Origin of the sequence: Nonomuraea cypriaca (assembly GCF_015645445.1) — a bacterium.
GTDB lineage: Bacteria > Actinomycetota > Actinomycetes > Streptosporangiales > Streptosporangiaceae > Nonomuraea > Nonomuraea cypriaca.
In genome coordinates, this window is sequence record NZ_JADOGI010000032.1 from 1 (window position 1) to 17,354 (window position 17,354).

The 17,354-nt window shown below is 70.3% G+C and carries 17 protein-coding genes and 1 pseudogene; 10 read left to right on the forward strand and 8 right to left on the reverse strand.

Annotation, left to right across the window (positions count from 1 at the left end):
* A partial coding sequence (locus tag ITP53_RS13330) for a DNA-directed RNA polymerase subunit beta (protein WP_195895680.1) occupies positions 1-240 on the forward strand: 240 nt, incomplete at its 5' end.
* A 103-nt stretch (positions 241-343) separates the two neighbouring features.
* Here the strand turns inward: ITP53_RS13330 and ITP53_RS57340 are convergent.
* Positions 344-1,900, reverse strand: a complete 1,557-nt coding sequence (locus ITP53_RS57340; protein ID WP_195895681.1) for a PQQ-dependent sugar dehydrogenase — start codon at positions 1,898-1,900, stop codon at positions 344-346.
* Between the two features lie 427 nt (positions 1,901-2,327).
* Entirely contained in the window at positions 2,328-2,516 is a 189-nt protein-coding gene (locus ITP53_RS13340; protein ID WP_195895682.1) for a hypothetical protein, read from the reverse strand.
* A gap of 29 nt (positions 2,517-2,545) precedes the next feature.
* Here ITP53_RS13340 and ITP53_RS13345 point away from each other — a divergent pair, with 29 nt between their 5' ends.
* From ITP53_RS13345 to ITP53_RS13355, 3 genes are read left to right on the forward strand one after another with little or no spacing between them, the layout of a single operon-like run.
* The gene (locus ITP53_RS13345) at positions 2,546-3,769 is read left to right on the forward strand and encodes a sensor histidine kinase (protein ID WP_195895683.1); all 1,224 of its coding nucleotides are present in this window, start codon (positions 2,546-2,548) and stop codon (positions 3,767-3,769) included.
* Entirely contained in the window at positions 3,766-4,461 is a 696-nt protein-coding gene (locus tag ITP53_RS13350; RefSeq protein ID WP_195895684.1) for a response regulator, read from the forward strand. The genes ITP53_RS13345 and ITP53_RS13350 overlap by 4 nt, the downstream gene beginning before the upstream one ends.
* Before the next feature lie 42 nt (positions 4,462-4,503).
* Positions 4,504-5,271: an FkbM family methyltransferase gene (locus tag ITP53_RS13355; RefSeq protein ID WP_195895685.1), complete on the forward strand. Its 768-nt coding sequence runs from the start codon at positions 4,504-4,506 to the stop codon at positions 5,269-5,271.
* Positions 5,272-5,525: 254 nt separating this feature from the next.
* Here ITP53_RS13355 and ITP53_RS13360 read toward each other — a convergent pair whose 3' ends face one another.
* On the reverse strand, positions 5,526-7,052 hold the full coding sequence (locus tag ITP53_RS13360) for a purple acid phosphatase family protein (RefSeq protein WP_195895686.1): 1,527 nt from the start codon (positions 7,050-7,052) through the stop codon (positions 5,526-5,528).
* Positions 7,053-7,193: 141 nt separating this feature from the next.
* On the opposite strand from ITP53_RS13360, the pseudogene ITP53_RS57345 reads away from it, so the two are divergent.
* Positions 7,194-7,451 (forward strand): annotated as a pseudogene (locus ITP53_RS57345) (MmyB family transcriptional regulator); the annotation flags it as partial.
* A gap of 89 nt (positions 7,452-7,540) precedes the next feature.
* Here ITP53_RS57345 and ITP53_RS13370 read toward each other — a convergent pair.
* From ITP53_RS13370 to ITP53_RS13390, 5 genes are read right to left on the reverse strand one after another with little or no spacing between them, the layout of a single operon-like run.
* A complete protein-coding gene (locus ITP53_RS13370) occupies positions 7,541-8,707 on the reverse strand; it encodes a lipid-transfer protein (protein WP_195895687.1) in 1,167 nt (388 codons plus the stop codon).
* Positions 8,707-9,129, reverse strand: a complete 423-nt coding sequence (locus ITP53_RS13375; protein ID WP_195895688.1) for a MaoC/PaaZ C-terminal domain-containing protein — start codon at positions 9,127-9,129, stop codon at positions 8,707-8,709. The genes ITP53_RS13370 and ITP53_RS13375 overlap by 1 nt, the downstream gene beginning before the upstream one ends.
* Entirely contained in the window at positions 9,126-10,016 is an 891-nt protein-coding gene (locus ITP53_RS13380; protein WP_195895689.1) for a bifunctional MaoC family dehydratase N-terminal/OB-fold nucleic acid binding domain-containing protein, read from the reverse strand. Before ITP53_RS13380 ends, ITP53_RS13375 begins: the two co-directional genes overlap by 4 nt.
* A complete protein-coding gene (locus tag ITP53_RS13385) occupies positions 10,013-11,167 on the reverse strand; it encodes an acyl-CoA dehydrogenase family protein (RefSeq protein ID WP_195895690.1) in 1,155 nt (384 codons plus the stop codon). Before ITP53_RS13385 ends, ITP53_RS13380 begins: the two co-directional genes overlap by 4 nt.
* The gene (locus ITP53_RS13390; RefSeq protein ID WP_195895691.1) at positions 11,167-12,177 is read right to left on the reverse strand and encodes an acyl-CoA dehydrogenase family protein; all 1,011 of its coding nucleotides are present in this window, start codon (positions 12,175-12,177) and stop codon (positions 11,167-11,169) included. The genes ITP53_RS13385 and ITP53_RS13390 overlap by 1 nt, the downstream gene beginning before the upstream one ends.
* Positions 12,178-12,390: 213 nt before the next feature.
* Here ITP53_RS13390 and ITP53_RS13395 point away from each other — a divergent pair, with 213 nt between their 5' ends.
* From ITP53_RS13395 to ITP53_RS13415, 5 genes are all read left to right on the forward strand, one after another.
* Entirely contained in the window at positions 12,391-13,041 is a 651-nt protein-coding gene (locus ITP53_RS13395) for a TetR family transcriptional regulator (protein WP_195895692.1), read from the forward strand.
* 354 nt (positions 13,042-13,395) lie between these two features.
* Positions 13,396-14,391: a sigma-70 family RNA polymerase sigma factor gene (locus tag ITP53_RS13400; protein WP_195895693.1), complete on the forward strand. Its 996-nt coding sequence runs from the start codon at positions 13,396-13,398 to the stop codon at positions 14,389-14,391.
* A 42-nt stretch (positions 14,392-14,433) separates the two neighbouring features.
* Positions 14,434-15,549, forward strand: coding sequence for a steroid 3-ketoacyl-CoA thiolase (locus ITP53_RS13405; RefSeq protein WP_195895694.1), 1,116 nt, complete (start codon positions 14,434-14,436; stop codon positions 15,547-15,549).
* Positions 15,550-15,562: 13 nt separating this feature from the next.
* Positions 15,563-16,597: an MBL fold metallo-hydrolase gene (locus ITP53_RS13410; RefSeq protein ID WP_195895695.1), complete on the forward strand. Its 1,035-nt coding sequence runs from the start codon at positions 15,563-15,565 to the stop codon at positions 16,595-16,597.
* A gap of 25 nt (positions 16,598-16,622) precedes the next feature.
* A complete protein-coding gene (locus ITP53_RS13415; protein ID WP_195895696.1) occupies positions 16,623-17,303 on the forward strand; it encodes a FadR/GntR family transcriptional regulator in 681 nt (226 codons plus the stop codon).
* Positions 17,304-17,354 lie beyond the last annotated feature (51 nt).

Sequence of the window (17,354 nt, forward strand, 5' to 3'; positions counted from 1 at the left end):
GGACGTGTGAAGGTCTACGAGGCCATCGTCAAGGGCGAGAACATCCCCGAGCCGGGAATTCCCGAATCCTTCAAGGTGCTCATCAAGGAGATGCAGTCGCTGTGCCTCAACGTCGAGGTGCTGTCCACCGACGGCATGTCGATCGAGATGCGCGACACCGACGAGGACGTCTTCCGCGCCGCGGAGGAGCTCGGTATCGACCTGTCCCGGCGTGAGCCGAGCAGCGTCGACGAGGTCTGAGCGCCTTACGGCCTCTGATCCACGCCGCCGTCCCGGCCGGTACACGACCGGCGGGACGGCGGCGTGGCGACGTACGTGCCCGCGTTGCTCGGCAGAGGGCCGGTCACCCGCCGACGGCGCAGGTGTCTCCGTTGAGTGAGAACCGGCTCGGCAGGGACGCGTCACCCGTGTGGCTGGCCAGATAGCCCATGGTGACGCTGCGGCCGGGGGCGATGGAGCCGTTGTGCGTGGCGTTGACCGCGTTGACGATGTCCCCGCTCTGGGTGAGGTCGGTGTTCCAGTCCGAGATGATGGTCTGGCCCCTGGACAGGGGGAAGCTCAGTGTCCAGCCGTTGATCGGTGCGGTGCCGGTGTTGGTGATGGTGAGGTCGACGGTCATGCCGACGCCCCAGGTCTGGGTAGTGTGCTTGATCCGGCAGGTCGGCTCGGCCCGCTCGAACGACACGCGGTGCAGACCGCCGGGAAGGTCGTTGACGACGTAGAGCTCGCCCTCCACGGTGCTGCCGAACGCGGTGACCTGTGTGGGCATTTCGCCGATCTCGGCCTGGGAGTAGCCGCCGTCGCCGTCCTCGCGCAGCGCCCACACGGTGTTGGAGCAGTAGTCGGTGGCGATGTAGGTGCCCCCGACCAGGTCGGCGAACTCCTCACCGCGGTACACCTGTCCGCCGATGACCGCGCAGCCGCCGGTGTGCGGTGAGTAGGTGAAGATCGGCTTGGTGTACTGGGCGTCGGACCGGCACTGGGTCTGGTCGAACACCTCCAGCCCCTCGTAGCAGGACCAGCCGAGATTCGCGCCCGCCTGCCGTCCGGCCTTGATGTGGTTGATCTCCTCCCACCTGCCCTGGCCGACGTCGCCGATCCACATCGAGCCGTCCGCGTGGTCGATGGAGAAACGCCAGGGGTTACGCCCGCCGAACATCCATATTTCTTCCCGCGCCCCCTCCACCCCGACGAACGGATTGTCCTCGGGAACGCAGTAAGCCAGGTCCCCGCAGCTCCGGTTCACGTCGACGCGCAGGATCTTGCCCAGCAGGGTGTCCACGCGCTGCCCTGAGTCGAAGGGGTCCCCGGAGCCGCCGCCGTCGCCGATGCTCCAGTACAGGTAGCCGTCGGTGCCGAAGGCGAGCTGGCCGCCGTTGTGGTTGCTGTTCTCGGAGTGCTCCTGGGAGAGCAGCGGCTCGAGGCTCGCGTCGTCCAGTCTGTATCGGGCCAGGGTCACCGCGCCGTCCGGCAGTGCGGTGTACGCCAGGTACAGGTCCTGGCTCTCGGCGAAGTCGGGCGCGAGGGCCATGCCGAGCAGGCCCCGCTCGTTGCCGGATTCGTCCACCGAGGCCACGATGTCGATGATCGGGGTCTGTTCGAGACCGGTGTCCGGGTGGTAGACGCGCACGGTGCCGCGCTTCTCGGTGATGAACAGCCTGTTCGTCCCGTCATCGGGTGCGGCGATGGCGGTGGGGCGTCGTAACCCGAAGGCGACCTGGGTGGCGGTCGCGTTGATCTCTTCCAGCGGCACCGTGGCGGGCACGCCGGTGTCCGCGACGAACGAAGGCGCGGATGAGGATGTCGCCGCGGCGGCCGGTGGGGTTAGTACGCTCACGGGGGCGAGCAGTGGCAGGGACAAGGCGAGCAGCACGGAGGCTGCCCGGCGTTTTCCTGGCATGTCGGACTCCAGAGGCGAGGTCTTCGGCGGGGTCCTGAGGACGCGGGTGCCCCGGGACCGGAGCGCGTCCGGGCTCGCAACACGCCCGGCCCGGTCGCATCCCGCCCCGAAGCAAGCGGACTTACGACGCCGACCGGACAGGTTCCGTGCTCTGACGTGCCCGACCGGACGGTATCCGCTCGCCGCCCGTCACAACCAGGCCCGCACGTCCTGGGAGGCGACACCAGGCCACTGTGGCCACTCTCTTCCCCTCTGACCAGGGGCGATACGAGAGCCCTCCGGCGAGGCCGCCACTGGACTCATGAAACGTACATCGCCACGGACCCGGCCGGCTCAGCAGCTCTGGGACCCAGGTCAGCCGAGTGCAGCGGTCGCGGCCCTCAGCTCGTCCAGCTCCTGATGTGCGAGGTCGGGGAAATCGACCGCTTCATCGGCTCTGGCGCGGAAGGGCCGATCCGATCGAAGTGGTCGGGTACGTCTTGAGCGAGATGGCATTGGCCGCTTCCCGAACCGGCTTCATGATCTTCTCCATGACCATGGCCTTGCCCGGCATGTAGGGGGTCATGCGCATCATCGCCAGTTGCAGCCACGCCCGCAGTCGGGTGGCGAGGACCATCTGCTTGACCGACTCGTAGGGTGGGCGTCATGGGCGTTGTTCGGGATTTGTACGACGTGCGGATGCCTACCTCCCCCGGCACGGACCGTCCCATGTTCCGGCGCCGCCCCCTCGCCGTCCTGGCCGGGATCCTGCTCGTCGGCAACACGACGCTCTTCGCGGCGGCCGGAAACTTCGGGGTGCTCGCCGTGCCGGCGGCCGTGCTGGCGTCCGGCCCGGTGCTCCTGGCGTGGTACCGGCCCGTGGCCGCGTGGGTGGTCATAGCGGTGGCCGGGCCCCTCATCACCTACGTCGGGGTGGCGCTGGCCAGCCCGATGACGCCCCTGCCGTGGTATTTCAACGTGCTGTTCACCCAGTTACCGGTCATGTACGTGCTGGCCCTGTCGGCCGCCCGCCGCGTGACGGCGATCGCCTGCGTCGTGACCATCGCGGCGGGGACGGCCGCGGTCGCGCTGTTCCGCGCCGCGGACCCCATGGCCGTGGTCACCGGCGTGGGAAGTTGGAGCCTGGTGCTCCTGGCCGCCATGCTGGTCGGCGACGCCCGCCGGGCGCGGCGGCTCGACACGCTGCGCGCGGCTGAGGAGGTCGGGCGGACACGGATCCTCGAGGAGCGGACCCGCATCGCCAGGGAGCTGCACGACGTGGTGGCCCATCACATGTCGGTGATCGCCGTGCAGGCGGCCAGCGCCCCTTACCGGGTCGAGGGCGGGGTGAGCGGGCCGGCCGCCCGGGAGTTCGCCGCCATCAACGCCGCCGCTCGCGCGTCCCTGCGGGACATGCGCCTCCTGCTCGGCGCCCTGCGCGGCACGGACGGCCCGGCCCGGACCGCGCCGCAGCCCGGCCTGACCGACCTGGACGAGCTCGTGGAGTCCGTACGCCGGGCTGGCGTGCCCGTCCGGCTCGCGGTCGCCGGGGAGCCGTCGGTGTCGCCGGTGGAGTCGGTCACCGTCTACCGGATCGCGCAGGAGGCGCTGAGCAACGTCGTACGCCATGCGCCGGCCGCCGAGACGACCGTCGTGGTCCGGGCCGACGCCGACGGGGTGGCGGTGGAGGTGGACAACGAGCCCCCGCCCCGGACGACCCCAGCGGTGGAGGCGCGGGGCCCTGGTGGTCGTACGGGGCTGGGGCTGGGGCTGGGGCTGATCGGCATGCGCGAACGGGTGGCGGCGCTCGGTGGCGAGGTCACGGCGGGCGCGACGGAAGAGGGTGGCTTCACCGTGCGCGCAAGGCTGCCGAAGGGAGACGATGCATGATCACGGTGCTGGTGGCCGACGACCAGGCGATGATCAGGGCCGGATTCGCGGCGCTGCTCTCCGCACAGCCCGACCTCCAGGTGCTCGGGGAGGCCCGCGACGGCCTGGAGGCGGTGGCGGCGGCCCGGGAGCTGCGGCCCGACGTCGTGCTCATGGACGTACGCATGCCCAACCTCGACGGCCTGGAGGCCACCCGCCGCATCATGGGCACCGGCCGGCAAACCAAGGTGCTGATCCTGACCACCTTCGACGTCGACGACTACGTCTACGCGGCCCTGCGCGGCGGGGCCAGCGGGTTCCTGCTGAAGGACGCGCCGCCGGAGGACCTCATCACCGCCGTCCGCGTCGTCGCCGGCGGCGAGGCGCTGCTGGCGCCCTCGGTCACCCGCAGGCTCATCGAGGAGTTCACCTCCCGCCGGCCCTTGGACGAGGCCGAGTCGCTGCGGCTGAACACGCTGACCGGCCGCGAGCGGGACGTCCTGCGGCTGGTGGCGGCCGGGCTGGCCAACGCCGAGATCGCCGGGGAGCTGACGATCGCCGAGGAGACCGTGAAGTCGCACGTGGGGCGCATCTTCACCAAGCTGAGGCTGCGCGACCGGGCGCAGGCGGTGGTGTTCGCCTACGAGAGCGGCCTGGTGGTGCCGGGCGCTCCCTCTCCGGGGGCACGGCGGAGCCCGCGACTGCGCTCCTGAGGGGGATCCGCCGCCCCGCGTTCCCTTCCTACCGTCGGCCGCATGATCAGATTGACAGCCGCGGCCGCGCTGCTGCGGGCCGGAGCGACGGTCTCCCTCAGCGAACCCGAATTACTCGGCCTGTCCACCTGCGTCCGGCCCGGAGCGGTCTGCTTCGATATCGGTGCCGCGTACGGGATGTACACCTATCCGCTGGCCCAGCTCGTCGGCCCGACCGGGCAGGTGCACAGCTTCGAACCGCTGCCGTTGCCGTACCGGCTGCTGGAGACCGGGGTGCGGGCCTCGGGGGCGCGCAACGTGCGGGTCACCAACGCCGCGCTGGGGGCGTCGCTCGGGTGGCGCACACTGCGGCTGCCGTACCGGTTCGGGCTGCCGATCCACGGCTGGGCGCACCTGGAGGAAGGACTGAAGCACCCGGGGCAGTTCGCCGCCGCCAAGACGCTGGAGGTGCCGGTGTACAGCGTGGACCGCGTGTGCGAGCTGCGGGAGATCGCGCGGGTGGACTTCATGAAGGTGGACGTGGAGGGCTTCGAGGCGGAGGTGCTGGAGGGGGCCAGGTGGACGATCGAGCAGCACCGGCCCGCGCTCCTGATGGAGATCGAGCAGCGCCACGTCGACAAGTACGGCAGGACCTCCGCCGAGGTCGCCGGGTCGCTGATCGAGCGTGGCTACCGGATGCACGTCTGGCACGGGCGCCGCTGGCGGCGTACGGACCGGGTGGCCGCCCCGCGGCGCAACTACCTGTTCATCGCCAACGCTCTCGGGAAGCCGGATGGTGGGCGGCACGTCAGGACCTGGGACGGCGCCTGACCGCCGATCCGTTGATGGGTTCCCCAACCCTCACGATGGGAGCCCGACACCATGCGACGTCTCAGCCCTCTGGGCGCTCTGTGCCTGCTGGCGGCGGCGGTCGCCGTCACGCCGGCCGCCGCCGCTGCGCGGCCGTGGACTGCCGGTCAATCGACGACCCCGTCTACCACCGCGTCGGCCTTCCGGCACGGCGAACCGCCCACCCCGCGGCCTTAGGGCCCTTACGCCGGCCGTTCAGCGGAGGATGCGGATTCTCAGGCTGATGAGTGCCCATGCGAGTCGTGGCCGTGGGAATCACGCGGCTTGTTCGAGGGTCGCAGGCCTGAGAGATCCCGCTCGACGACGATGTTGCGGTCGGAGACGCGGCTGCCGAACGCGAACTGCGGCCAGTAGCCCTGGATCTCCATCCGGCTGCGCTCGCTCCACCGCCGGGCCAGGTCGCTGCGCGTCTTGTAGAAGTTCAGCGCGTACCCGCCGGCGTGGATGCGCAGCAGGGAGAAGCCGCCGGGGTACTCCTTGCCCGCGGCGATCTCCTGGTGGACGACGTCCGGCGCGATCGGGCTGACCGTGCGCTTGTTGCGGTGGGTGTGGCCCGCGTGGTGCAGGAACAGCCCGGGGGCGTTCGCGTAGTCCTGGAGGATCGTCTGGGCCTGGGCGGCGTCGATGGTGTTGCTCGCACTGATGGGGAACGCCGAGTCCTGGACGACGAGCGGATGGTGGCCGAACACCATGGTGGGCCGCTCCCGGTCCTCGGCCAGCTCGGCGCGGAACCAGGCGAGTTGGTCGGCGGACAGGGCGCCCGGGTCGCCGCCGTTGCCTGGCTTGTCGTACGTGTCGATGCCGATGACGCGCAGACCCTGCAGCTCACGGGTGAAGTACGTGGGCTCGGTGCCGTCGAAGAAGTGGTCGTGGAAGCAGTCGTTGCCCTGCCACTGCCCGGCCCGGCAGCTCGCGTAGGGGTCGCCGATGTGCGCCCGGTCGTGGTTGCCGCGGGTGACGAAGACGTCGTCGCGGTACTCGCCGAACCTGCCGAGCAGTTGGCGGGCTTTGCTGAGGTCGACGGGAACCGCCTCGGCCGAGATGTCCCCAGCGGCCAGCAGGTAGTCGGCACCGAGCGTACCGGCGTCGCGCACCAGCGCTTCGAGCATGACCTCCGGGTACGGGGGCAGCCCCGGCTCCTGCGTGATCCCGATGTACTGCGGCTGCCCGCCGACGAGACCGGCCTGGGTCTCTCCCATGTGGAGGTCGTTGCACAGGGCGACGGAGAACAGGTAGCGGCCGGGCGGCGGCTCCGGCGTGGTGAAGCTGAACGGCCCGGTGGAGCCCAGCCCGTAGTCGGAGGTGCCGACCGCGTTGCCGCTGATGAGGGTGAACTGCGTCGGCGGGACGGGCTTGCCGTTCGAGAACGCCTGATAGTAGTAGGTACGGCCAGGGTGCAGGTGGGTGAGTTCCACGTAGTGGTACGGCGTGTCGTCCGACAGGCCGTGGGCAACCCGGTTCAGGTGGTCGGGACGGGTTCCCCAGCGCACCTCGCCTTCGGCCGGAGCGGGCTCCATGCGGCCGAGGCCGTCGTCGCTGCCGGTGTAGCCGGTGTACCAGGTGATGATGGCGCGGTCTTCGGTGAGGGTGACCAGTTCAAGGTTCGCGGGCGACACGTCGTCGCGTCGGGTCGCGGCTTCCGCCACACCGTTGCGGAAGGGAAGGGCCGACACCAAGGGAGCCGCCGCGACCACTGCTGACCAGCGCAGCATGTCGCGCCGGGTGAAATCACATCCAGGCATGCGATGAAACGTATGTGGCCGGTGTTAACGGTCACCGGCGCCAAGAGGGCATGAAGAGATACAAAGGGGAACCGGGTCGTGGAAGGGCGAGGACTACCATCTGAGTTCGCCGGCGTCCTCCTGGAAGGTGCCGGTGGGGCCGTGCGTGCCGCCGAGCAGGCGCTCCATCGGGACTGGGACTGGGAGCTGGTCGCGGCCGGCCTGGTCGCCGGGTTCCGGGCCTCGGTCGGCACCGACACCGACGACCCGCGCTTCATCGAGCTCGTCGGTGAGCTCTCCCTGGCCAGCGACACCTTCCGCAGGCTGTGGGCCCGCCACGACGTGGTGAGACGTCAGGGCACCTCCATGACTCTGAACCACCCCCAGGTCGGCGAACTCGCGCTGTACCGGGAGAAACTCGCGATCAACGGTACCGCCGGGCAGGTCCTCGTCCTCTACCACCCCGAACCCGTATCGTCGCCGCGGGCCGGTCCGGTGACCGGCCCCGGTCAGTCTCTGGAGAGGATCAGGCCGCTGGTGGGTACGCCGGTTCCGGCTGTTACCAGGACGTTCGTGATGCCGGTTAGTTGGTTGGCGGCGGTGCCTCGGATTTGGCGTACCGCTTCGGCGATGCCGTTCATGCCGTGGATGTAGGCCTCCCCGAGTTGGCCGCCGTGCGGGTTGACGGGGAGGTGGCCGTCCAGTTCGATGCCTCCGTCCTTGAGGAAGTCCGGCGCCTCGCCTCGGCCGCAGAAGCCCAGTTCTTCCAGTTGGGCCAGGACGAACGGGGTGAAGTGGTCGTACAGGATGGCGGTTTGGATGTCTTTGGGGGTTAAGCCCGACATTTGCCAGAGTTGGCGGCCGACGACGGATATTTCGGGGAGGCCGGTCATGTCGTCCCGGTAATAGCTCGTCATCATCATCTGGCTCGACGAGGAGCCCTGGGCGGCGGCGGTGATCAGTGCGGGTGAGCGGCGGAGGTCGCGGGCTCGTTCGGCTGAGGTGACGAGCAGGGCCACCGCGCCGTCGCTCTCCTGGCAGCAGTCGAGCAGGTGCAGGGGCTCCACGATCCACCTGGACGCCTGGTGGTCCTCCAGCGTGATCGGGCGGCCGTGGAACCACGCCGCCGGGTTCGTGGCCGCGTGCCTGCGCATGGCCACCGCCACCCGCCCGAAATCCTCCGAGCGGGCGTTGTACACGTGCATGTACCGCCGCGCGAACATCGCCACCCACGCCGCCGGAGTCATCAGCCCGAACGGCACGTGCCAGCTCATCTCCAGCCCCCGCGAACCTGGCTCCCCGGTCAGCCCGGCGTTCGGCTGGCCGAAGCGGCGGCCGGAACGTTCGTTGAACGCCCGGTAGCAGACGACCGCCGAGGCCGCCCCCGTCGCCACGGCCATGGCGGCGTGCGCCACGGTGCCGCAGGCCGCGCCGCCCCCGTACTCGACCCTGGAGAAGAACGTCAGGTCGCCGATTCCGGTCTCCCTGGCGACGGCGATCTCCTGGTTGGCGTCCTGGCTGTAGGTGACCAGGCCGTCCACGTCACCCGGCGCCAGCCCGGCGTCGTCCAGCGCCGCCAGTACGGCCTCGGCCGCCAGCCGCAGCTCGGACCGCCCGGACTGCTTGCTGAACTCGGTGGCCCCGATGCCCGCGATGGCGCTGCGCCCGCTCGACATCAGCTCTCCTCGCGCGCGAAAACAGGCGCGAAACCAGGCGTGAAAAGGGTGACCGTGCCGGTGACGTGGTCGCCCAGGCTCACCCGGCCGCGTACCTCCACCGCGAACCGGCTCCCCTCGCGCGACACGACCGTCCCGCTGAAGCGAAGGCGGTCCCCCGCGTACGCCGGGACGCCCAGCCTGACGTCGATCCGCTGAATGACCGTCTCCAGGCCCGCCCAGTCGGTGACGTAGCGCTCGACGAGGCCCATGGTGGTCAGGATGTTGAGGAAGATGTCCTTCGACCCCTGCGCGCGGGCGATCCCGGGGTCGTGGTGGACCGGGGTGAAGTCCATGGTGGCCAGGGCCGTGGAGACGACCACGGTGGGCGTGAGGTCGATGGCCAGCTCAGGCAGCTCGGCGCCGGTTTCTGGCCGCGTCATGACGGCGCCCACATCGGGAGGACCAGTTGGTCGTCCATCCGGCGATACACCACACGCAACGGCATGCCGATCTCGACCTCCTCGGCCGGGCAGTCCACGACGTTCCCGACGATCCGTACGCCTTCCGGCAGTTCCACCACGCCCACCACGAACGGCGTCTCCCGGCCCGGCACCTGGGGGTGGTGGTGCACGACGTAGCTGTAGAGGACGCCCCGGCCGCTCGCGACCGTGGCGGAGCGGTTCGCGGAGCGGCAGCGAGGGCACAGAGGCCCCGGCGGGTGGCGTAGCTCACCGCAGTCCGTGCAGGTCTGGATGCGCAGCTCGCCCTGCCGCACGCCCTCCCAGAAGAACGCCGTGTCCTGGTTGACAGCGGGTTGGAGCGGGTACGGCGCCAGCTGCTCGGGGGCGTCCGGTGGGCGAAATTTCAGGATTCGGAAGAGCATCTCCGTCACCGGCTCGTCGTCGGCGTACCAGGTGACGTTCCAGGTGGCGAAGTAGCCCGTCCCCAGGGCCGTCCGCTTCGGCCCGGCGAGGTCCGAGAACCGGGTGGCGGGAGTGAGGCGCTCGCCGACGCGGGCGTACCGGTGGTACGTCTGCTCGCAGTTGGTCGCGACCACGCCCGTGTAGCCGGCGGCGTCCAGGGCGTTGAGCACGTCGTCCACCGGCGAACGGTCCCTGGCCGCGGGCCGCAGGCCGGGCATCGTCCACACCTGCGCCATCGCGGGCGGGGCCACGCCTTTGTCGAGGTACGCCGGGTTCGCGTCCCCCATGGCGTCCAGCCAGCGCCGGATCATGGGGACGTTCACCGGGTCGGGCGCCGGGGTGCCGCGTACCTCGCCCAGCGCCGCCTGCTTGCCCGCCAGCTCGTGCAGCTCCCGCTCGGTCATCGCGGCGGCCTCGGCAGGTTCAGGCCGAGCATGGCGATCAGTTCGCGCTGCACCTCGTTCACCCCGCCGCCGAACGTCAGCACCACCGCGCCCTTCACCCCTCGGTCCATGCGTTCCAGCAGCTCGGCCGTCTCCGGGTCGGACGGGTCGCCGTACCTCGCCAGGATCTCCCCGACCAGCCGTCCCACCTCCTGCATGCGTTCCGATGCGTAGATCTTGGTGGCGGACGCGTCGGGGGCGCCCAGCCAGCCGAGCTCCATGTTCGCCGCGACCTGCCAGTTGAGCAGCTCGTTCGTGCGGTGGGCCGCCCACACCCGCGCCAGCGCCCGGCGCACGTCGGGCTCCGCGACACAGCCTGTGCGGCGGGCCCAGGCGAGGAAGCGGTCGTAGGTCTGGCCGAGGCTGCCGGCGGGGCCGAGGGTGACGCGTTCGTGGTTGAGCTGGTTCACGATCAGGTCCCAGCCCCGGTCCACCTCGCCGACCACCATGTCCACCGGCACGCGCACGTCGGTGTAGTAGGTGGCGTTCGTGTGGTGGCGACCGTCCATGGTCACGATCGGGGTCCAGGAGAAGCCGGGATCGTCCGTGGCGGCGATCATCATGGTGATGCCCTTGTGCTTCTTGGCCGCCGGATTCGTCCGGACCGCGAGCCAGATGTACTGGGCGTAGTGGGCGCCGCTGGTGAAGATCTTCTGGCCGTTGACGACGTAGTGGTCGCCGTCGAGCACCGCCGTGGTCCGCAGCGAGGCCAGGTCGGTGCCCGCCTCGGGCTCGCTGTAGCCGATCGCGAAGTGGCACTCGCCCGCGAGGATGCGCGGCAGGAACAGGTCCTTCTGCGCGGGCGTGCCGTACTGCATGAGTGTGGGCCCGACGGTCTGCACCGTGATGATGGGGTACGGCACGCCCGCCCGTGCTATCTCGTTGGCGAAGATCTGCTGCTCCAGAGAGCCGTAACCGCCGCCGCCGTACTCCTTGGGCCAGCCGATGCCCAGCTTGCCGTCACGGCCGAGGCGACGGCAGTGCTCCATGTACGCCTCCCCGAACGGATCCTCGGCGATCTTCCCGCGCTCCTCGCCGGTGAGACAGCCCTGGAAGTACTCGCGGAGTTCGTCGCGGAGCATGCGTTGCTCGGCAGTGAGGTCGATCAGCATCAGACGAGCGCTCCGATCAGGTCGAGCTGGGCGTCGGCGCCGCCGAGCAGGTGGGACAGGTGCTTGGCCTGCGCGAAGTAGCGGTGCAGCGGATACGTCACGTCCAGCCCGAGCCCGCCGTGCAGGTGCTGGCAGGTGTAGAGCGCCTTGAACGCCTCACTGACGTGGTACGCGGCCAGCGCCACGTCCTGTTCGGCGGCCGGCCCCTCCTCCAGCCGCCAGGCCGCCGACCACATCGCCACGTCGAGCGCCCGGCCGGCGATGTAGACGTCGGCGACCTGCATCGTCACCGCCTGGAACTCCGCCAGCGGCCGTCCGAACTGCTTCCTCGTCCTGACGTATGCGGTGGTCAGCTCCAGCGCCCCGGCCAGCACCCCACTGGCCTGCGCGGCCACGGCCGCCGCGAACAGCCGCCGCACGTCGGCGACCGCCTCAGGCCCCGCCACCCGCTCGGCGAGCGTCCCGTCGAACACCATCGTGGCGGCGGGCTCGCCCGTGGACGTGAACTCGGGCACACCCGGATGCGGTGACTCCACCAGGAAGAGGCCCTCGTCGGCGGTGATCAGTACCGGGGATCCGGGATACGGCACCGACACCTTGCGCCCGGTCAGAGCCCAGCCGTCACCGGCGGGCCGCGCGCTCGTCAGCGGGGGCTCGGCCGGCGCCCGGCCGGGCTCGCGGAGGGCGACGGTGCACCGGCTGACGTGCCGCTGCTGCCCAGGCGTGCCATGGCGGGCCAGGGCCAGCGTGCCCACCAGCACCGGGAGCGCGGCGACCGGCGCCGCCCGCGCCCCCACCTCACGCAGCACCACGGCCATCGCCACCGGCCCGAGCCCGGCGCCGCCGGCCTCCTCGGGCACGCACACGGTCATGACCCCGGCCTGCCACAACCGCTCCCCGGCCGCGTCCTTGGAGTCTCCGCTCCCGTCCTTGGAGTCTCCGTCCTTGGCCAGGATCTCGGCCGTCAGTCGCCGCAGGTCCTGCTGGGTCTCGTCCAGGTGGAAATCCATCAGATCCTCCAAGAGGTGTCGCGTACGAACCCTCCACCAAGCGCTCGGTCGACCGAATGGCAAACTAGAACAGATTCTAATATCTGTCCAGCGGTCGTCCATACTGATAAGTCGTGATATGCGCTTGTAACGCCGTAGACATGGGCCAATACGGCTGGTTTGTGACTCGCAAGTAACAAGCCGCGTTGTCAAGAAATCAGATAACGTGTTCTCATGCGTACCTCGCACGCGACGATCGCCGCGCCCTCCAGCGACACCGAGGGGACCATGGAGAGCCACCCCATCCACGGAGGGCACAGCGTCCGTACGCGCAGCCAGCACCAACGCCGCAAGCGCATCGTCCAGGCCGCCGCCGCGCTGGCCTCACGCGGCGGCGTCGAGGCCATGCAGATGCGCACGGTGGCCGAGCGCGCGGGCGTGGCGCTCGGCACGCTCTATCGCTACTTCCCGTCCAAGATGGACCTGGTCGTGGCGGTGGTCGGCGAGGAGATCGACCTCCTGGAAAGCAGCATCGAGCGCCGCCCGCCCGGCGCCGCGACCGCGTCCAGCCGCGCGGTCGACGTGCTGATGCGGGCCACGCGCGGGCTGATGCGCGAGCCGGAACTGGCCGATGCGCTGATCCGGTCGCTGATCATGGCCGAGGTCGACACCCCGTTCGGCGACCGCATGGCGGGGCTGCTGCTGCGCGTCTCGGCCGAGGGCCTGACGCTCGACGCGGCGAGCGAGGAGCAGCGCGACCTGGCGGGATCGCTGGCCAGCGTGTGGGTCCAGGAACTCCTGGAAATGCTCCGCGGCCGCCGCACCTACGACCAGATCCAACGCCGCATCGAAACCGCCGCCGCCAGACTGCTCTCCGACATCTGAGCGCCGCACCAGCAACATCTGAACGCTACGACATCCGAACACCGCCATCGCAACATCTGAACGCCGCACCATCCCACCGCTTTGGGGCGCCGTAGCACGCCACCTCGCCGTCCCGCTTCTGTCCAGACCCCCATCCTTCACGCGCTGCCGTGGCCGGCCACCCACCGTGGCTGGCTCACGTCTGTCCAGGGAAACGCCCGCTGACCGGTCAGTGGCGCGTCACCGTTACGGAGCGCGCAGTGGGCCCACTCCGTGGTGACGAAAGCGGCCGCCGGTAATCGGATTCTTCTGAATTGACCTGGCAGGGGTAAAGAAGTCATCGATCTGTCGGTGGCGGGGTCTATACAGGGATGCATGACCGACAAGCCGACAAACGAGGACTTCCTCCGGCTGGCTGATCCGATGCGCCGGGAGTTGCTGGCGCACTGCTACCGCATGATGGGCTCGGTGCACGACGCCGAGGACCTCGTTCAGGAGACCTACCTGCGCGCGTGGCGGGCGTACGACGGGTTCGAGGGGCGTTCGTCGCTGCGGACGTGGCTGTACCGCATCGCCACGACCACGTGCCTGACCGCACTCGAGGGCCGCAACCGGCGGCCGTTGCCGACCGGGCTGGGCGCGCCGAGCTCGGAGGCGAGCACTCCCCTGGTGCAGGACACGGAGGTGCCGTGGCTGGAGCCGGTGCCCGACGCGCTGGCGGGCGCGAGCACCGGCGGCGCCGACGACCCGGCCTCGATCGTGACCTCGCGCGAGAGCATCAGGCTCGCGCTCATCGCCGCGCTGCAGCACCTGCCGGCCCGGCAGCGCGCGGTGCTGATCCTGCGTGACGTGCTGAGGTGGAAGGCCGCCGAGGTGGCCGAGGCGCTCGGCATCTCGACCGCCGCCGCCAACAGCATCCTGCAGCGCGCCCGCGCCCAGCTCAACCAGGTGTCGCCGAGCCTGGACGACCCGGTGGAGCCGCTGACGCCGGAGCAACGGGACAAGCTGGAGCGCTACGTCGCGGCGTTCGAGAGCTACGACATCGACAGCCTGGTGGACCTGTTCACCAAGGACGCGGTCTGGGAGATGCCGCCTTTCGTCGGCTGGTACCAGGGGCCCGAGGCGATCGTCGAGCTCACCAAGACGCAGTGCCCGGCCAACCAGGCGGGCGATCTCAAGCTGGTGCCGGTCGGGGCCAACGGCCAGCCGGCCTTCGCCGTCTACCATCTGCGGGACGGCGAATACCACCAGTTCGCGATCATGGTGCTGACGTTCGCCGGGGAGCACATCAGCCACGTGGGCATGTTCTTCGAGGAGCAGCTGTTCGAGACGTTCGGTCTGCCGGCGGTCCACCCTTCCCCCGCAAAGTAGAACCAGTTACAGTCGCGCCAGAGCATCATTCTGGAGGCGACTTTGGGCACCCCCGTGATCGTCGAAGCCGTTCGCACCCCCATCGGGAAGCGGGCCGGTGTGCTGGCCGGGCTCAAACCGCAGGAGGTCCTGGCCACCGCGCTGAACGGCCTCGTCGAACGCTCCGGCATCGACCCGGCGATCGTCGGCCAGGTGTTCGCCGGATGCGTGACGCAGGCGGGCGAGCAGGGCGGGCACGTCGGGCGGTACGCGTGGTTGTACGCCGGGCTGCCGTACCAGACGGGCGTCACCACCGTGGACGCGCAGTGCGGGTCGTCGCAGCAGGCGGTGCACCTGGCCGCCACGTTGATCAGCGCGGGCGTGGCCGAGGCAGCCATCGGCTGCGGCGTCGAGGTGATGAGCCGGGCGCCGCTCGGCAGCAACGTGCGGCCCGCACGGCCGCGACCCGATGACTGGAGCATCGACCTGCCCGACCAGTTCACCGCCGCGGAGCGGATCGCGCGGCGGCGCGGGCTGACGCGCGAGCGGCTCGACTGGTTCGGGGCGCGCTCGCAGCGGCTCGCGGCGAAGGCGTGGGCCGACGGGCGGTTCGAGCGGGAGGTCGTGCCGGTCGGCGACGTACGCAGGGACCAGGGCTTACGCGAGACCACGGTCGAGAAGCTGGCCGAGCTCAAGCCCGTGGTGGAGGGCGCCATGCACACCGCGGGCACGTCGTCGCAGATCTCCGACGGCGCCGCCGCCGTCCTGGTGATGAGCGAGTCGGCGGCGCGGCGGCACGGGCTGCGGGTCCGGGCGCGGATCCTGGCGCAGACGCTCGTCGGCGCGGAGCCGTACTACCACCTGGACGGGCCGGTGGACGCGACGGCCAAGGTGCTGGCGGCGAGCGGGATGACGATCGGCGATCTCGACAGGTTCGAGGTGAACGAGGCGTTCGCGTCGGTCGTCCTGTCGTGGGCGAAGGTGTATGAGCCCGGCTTCGACCGCGTCAACGTGAACGGCGGCGCGATCGCGCTCGGCCATCCGGTGGGCGCGACGGGCGCGCGGCTGATCACCACGGCGCTGCACGAGCTGGAGCGGTCGGACTCCACTACCGCGCTCGTCACGATGTGCGCGGGCGGGGCACTGGCGACGGCCACGATTCTGGAGCGGGTCGGCTGAACATGGGAGACGTATGAAGAGCAGGCGCAGGCCGTACGCGGAGCAGCGGCCGCGGGACCTCGGCGGCGGGGTGTGGAGCGTGCCGGTGCCTATCCCGGGCAGCCCGCTCGGCTACACGCTCGTCTACGCCGTCGCCTCGCCCCGAGGGCCCGTGCTGGTCGACGCCGGGTGGAACCACCCGGACGCCTGGGAAGCGCTCAGCGGCGGCCTCGCCTCGCTCGGGCTCGACGTGACCGCGGTGCGCGGCGTGGTCGTCACCCATTTCCATCCCGACCACGCCGGGCTCGCCGGACAGGTCAGGGAGGCGTCCGGCGGCTGGATCGCCATGCACGAGAGCGACGCGGCCCTGGTCAGGCTCATGACCGAGTACGCCGGCGACCGGCACGACGGCTTCCAGTCCGACATGCTGAGACGGGCGGGAGCCGATCCCGGCGAGGTACGGCAGGCGGTCGGCGACCGGCCCGCCCCGCCCGCGCTGCCCGACCGCGAGTTGCGCGACGGCGACCTGGTGGATCTGCCGGGACGCAAGCTGCGGGCCGTGCACACACCCGGCCACACCCCCGGCCACATCTGCCTGCACCTGGAGGACGCCGACCGGCTGTTCACCGGCGACCACGTCCTCCCCGACATCACCCCCCACATCGGGATTTATCCCTATGACAGGGATGATGTCGATCCGTTGGGTGATTTCCTGGAGTCCTTGGACCGGGTCGGCGAGCTGGGTCCCCTGGGCGCTTCCATGACGGCCCTACCAGCACACGAGTGGATATTTCCCGATGTGGCCGCGCGGGCCGCCGAGATCCGCCACCATCACGAGGAGAAGCTCGAACAGCTGCGCGCCCTCCTGGCCCGGCGACCCGAGCCGCAGACCATCTGGGAGGTCGCCGCGATGATGACGTGGAACCGGCCATGGGAGGATTTGTCCCCCATGGTGAGAGGCATGGCGGCCGGCGAGGCCGCAGCCCACCTTCGCTCCCTGGAGGCGAGCGGCCTGGTACGCCGCCTCCCCGGTGTCGATCCCGTCCGCTTCCAGGCCCTAGACTCCTAGACATCCGATGTCTAGGGAGAAAAGCGTGGCGGTCACCGACGCGGCCATCGACAAGATCAAGCAGATGATCCTCTCGGGCGAGCTGGCGCCCGGCGACCGGCTGCCGAAGGAGGCCGACCTCGCCGTGCGGCTCGGCCTGTCACGCAACTCGCTGCGCGAGGCCGTACGCGCGCTGGCCCTGATCAACGTCCTCGACGTACGCCAGGGCGACGGCACCTACGTCACCAGCCTGGAGCCGCACCTGCTGCTCGACACCATGTCGTTCGTGCTGGACCTGCACCGCGACGACACGGTGATCCAGTTCTTCGAGGTGCGGCGCATCCTGGAGCCGGCCGCGACGGCGCTGGCGGCCGAGCAGATGAGCGAGGCGGAGATCGAGGAGCTGCGCGTGATCCTCAAGGCGCTGCCCGACGAGCCCACGGTCGAGGAGCTGGTGGCCAACGACCTCAAGTTCCACCACCGGATCGCGCAGGGGTCGGGCAACAGCGTGTTGTGCTCGTTCATCGAGAGCCTGTCGGGGCCGACCACCCGCGCGCGGATCTGGCGTGGGCTCACCCAGGAGGGCGCGATGGCGAAGACCCGCGAGCAGCACACCGCGATCTACGACGCCATCGCCGCCCGCCAGCCCGACGTCGCCCGCTCGTGGGCGACCGTGCACGTGGCGGGCGTGGAGTCGTGGCTGCGCAAGGCGCTCGAACTGGACTGACCGGTCACCACGGACAGCTGCCGGTGCCGCCTGGGCCGGCCATCTGTTCAA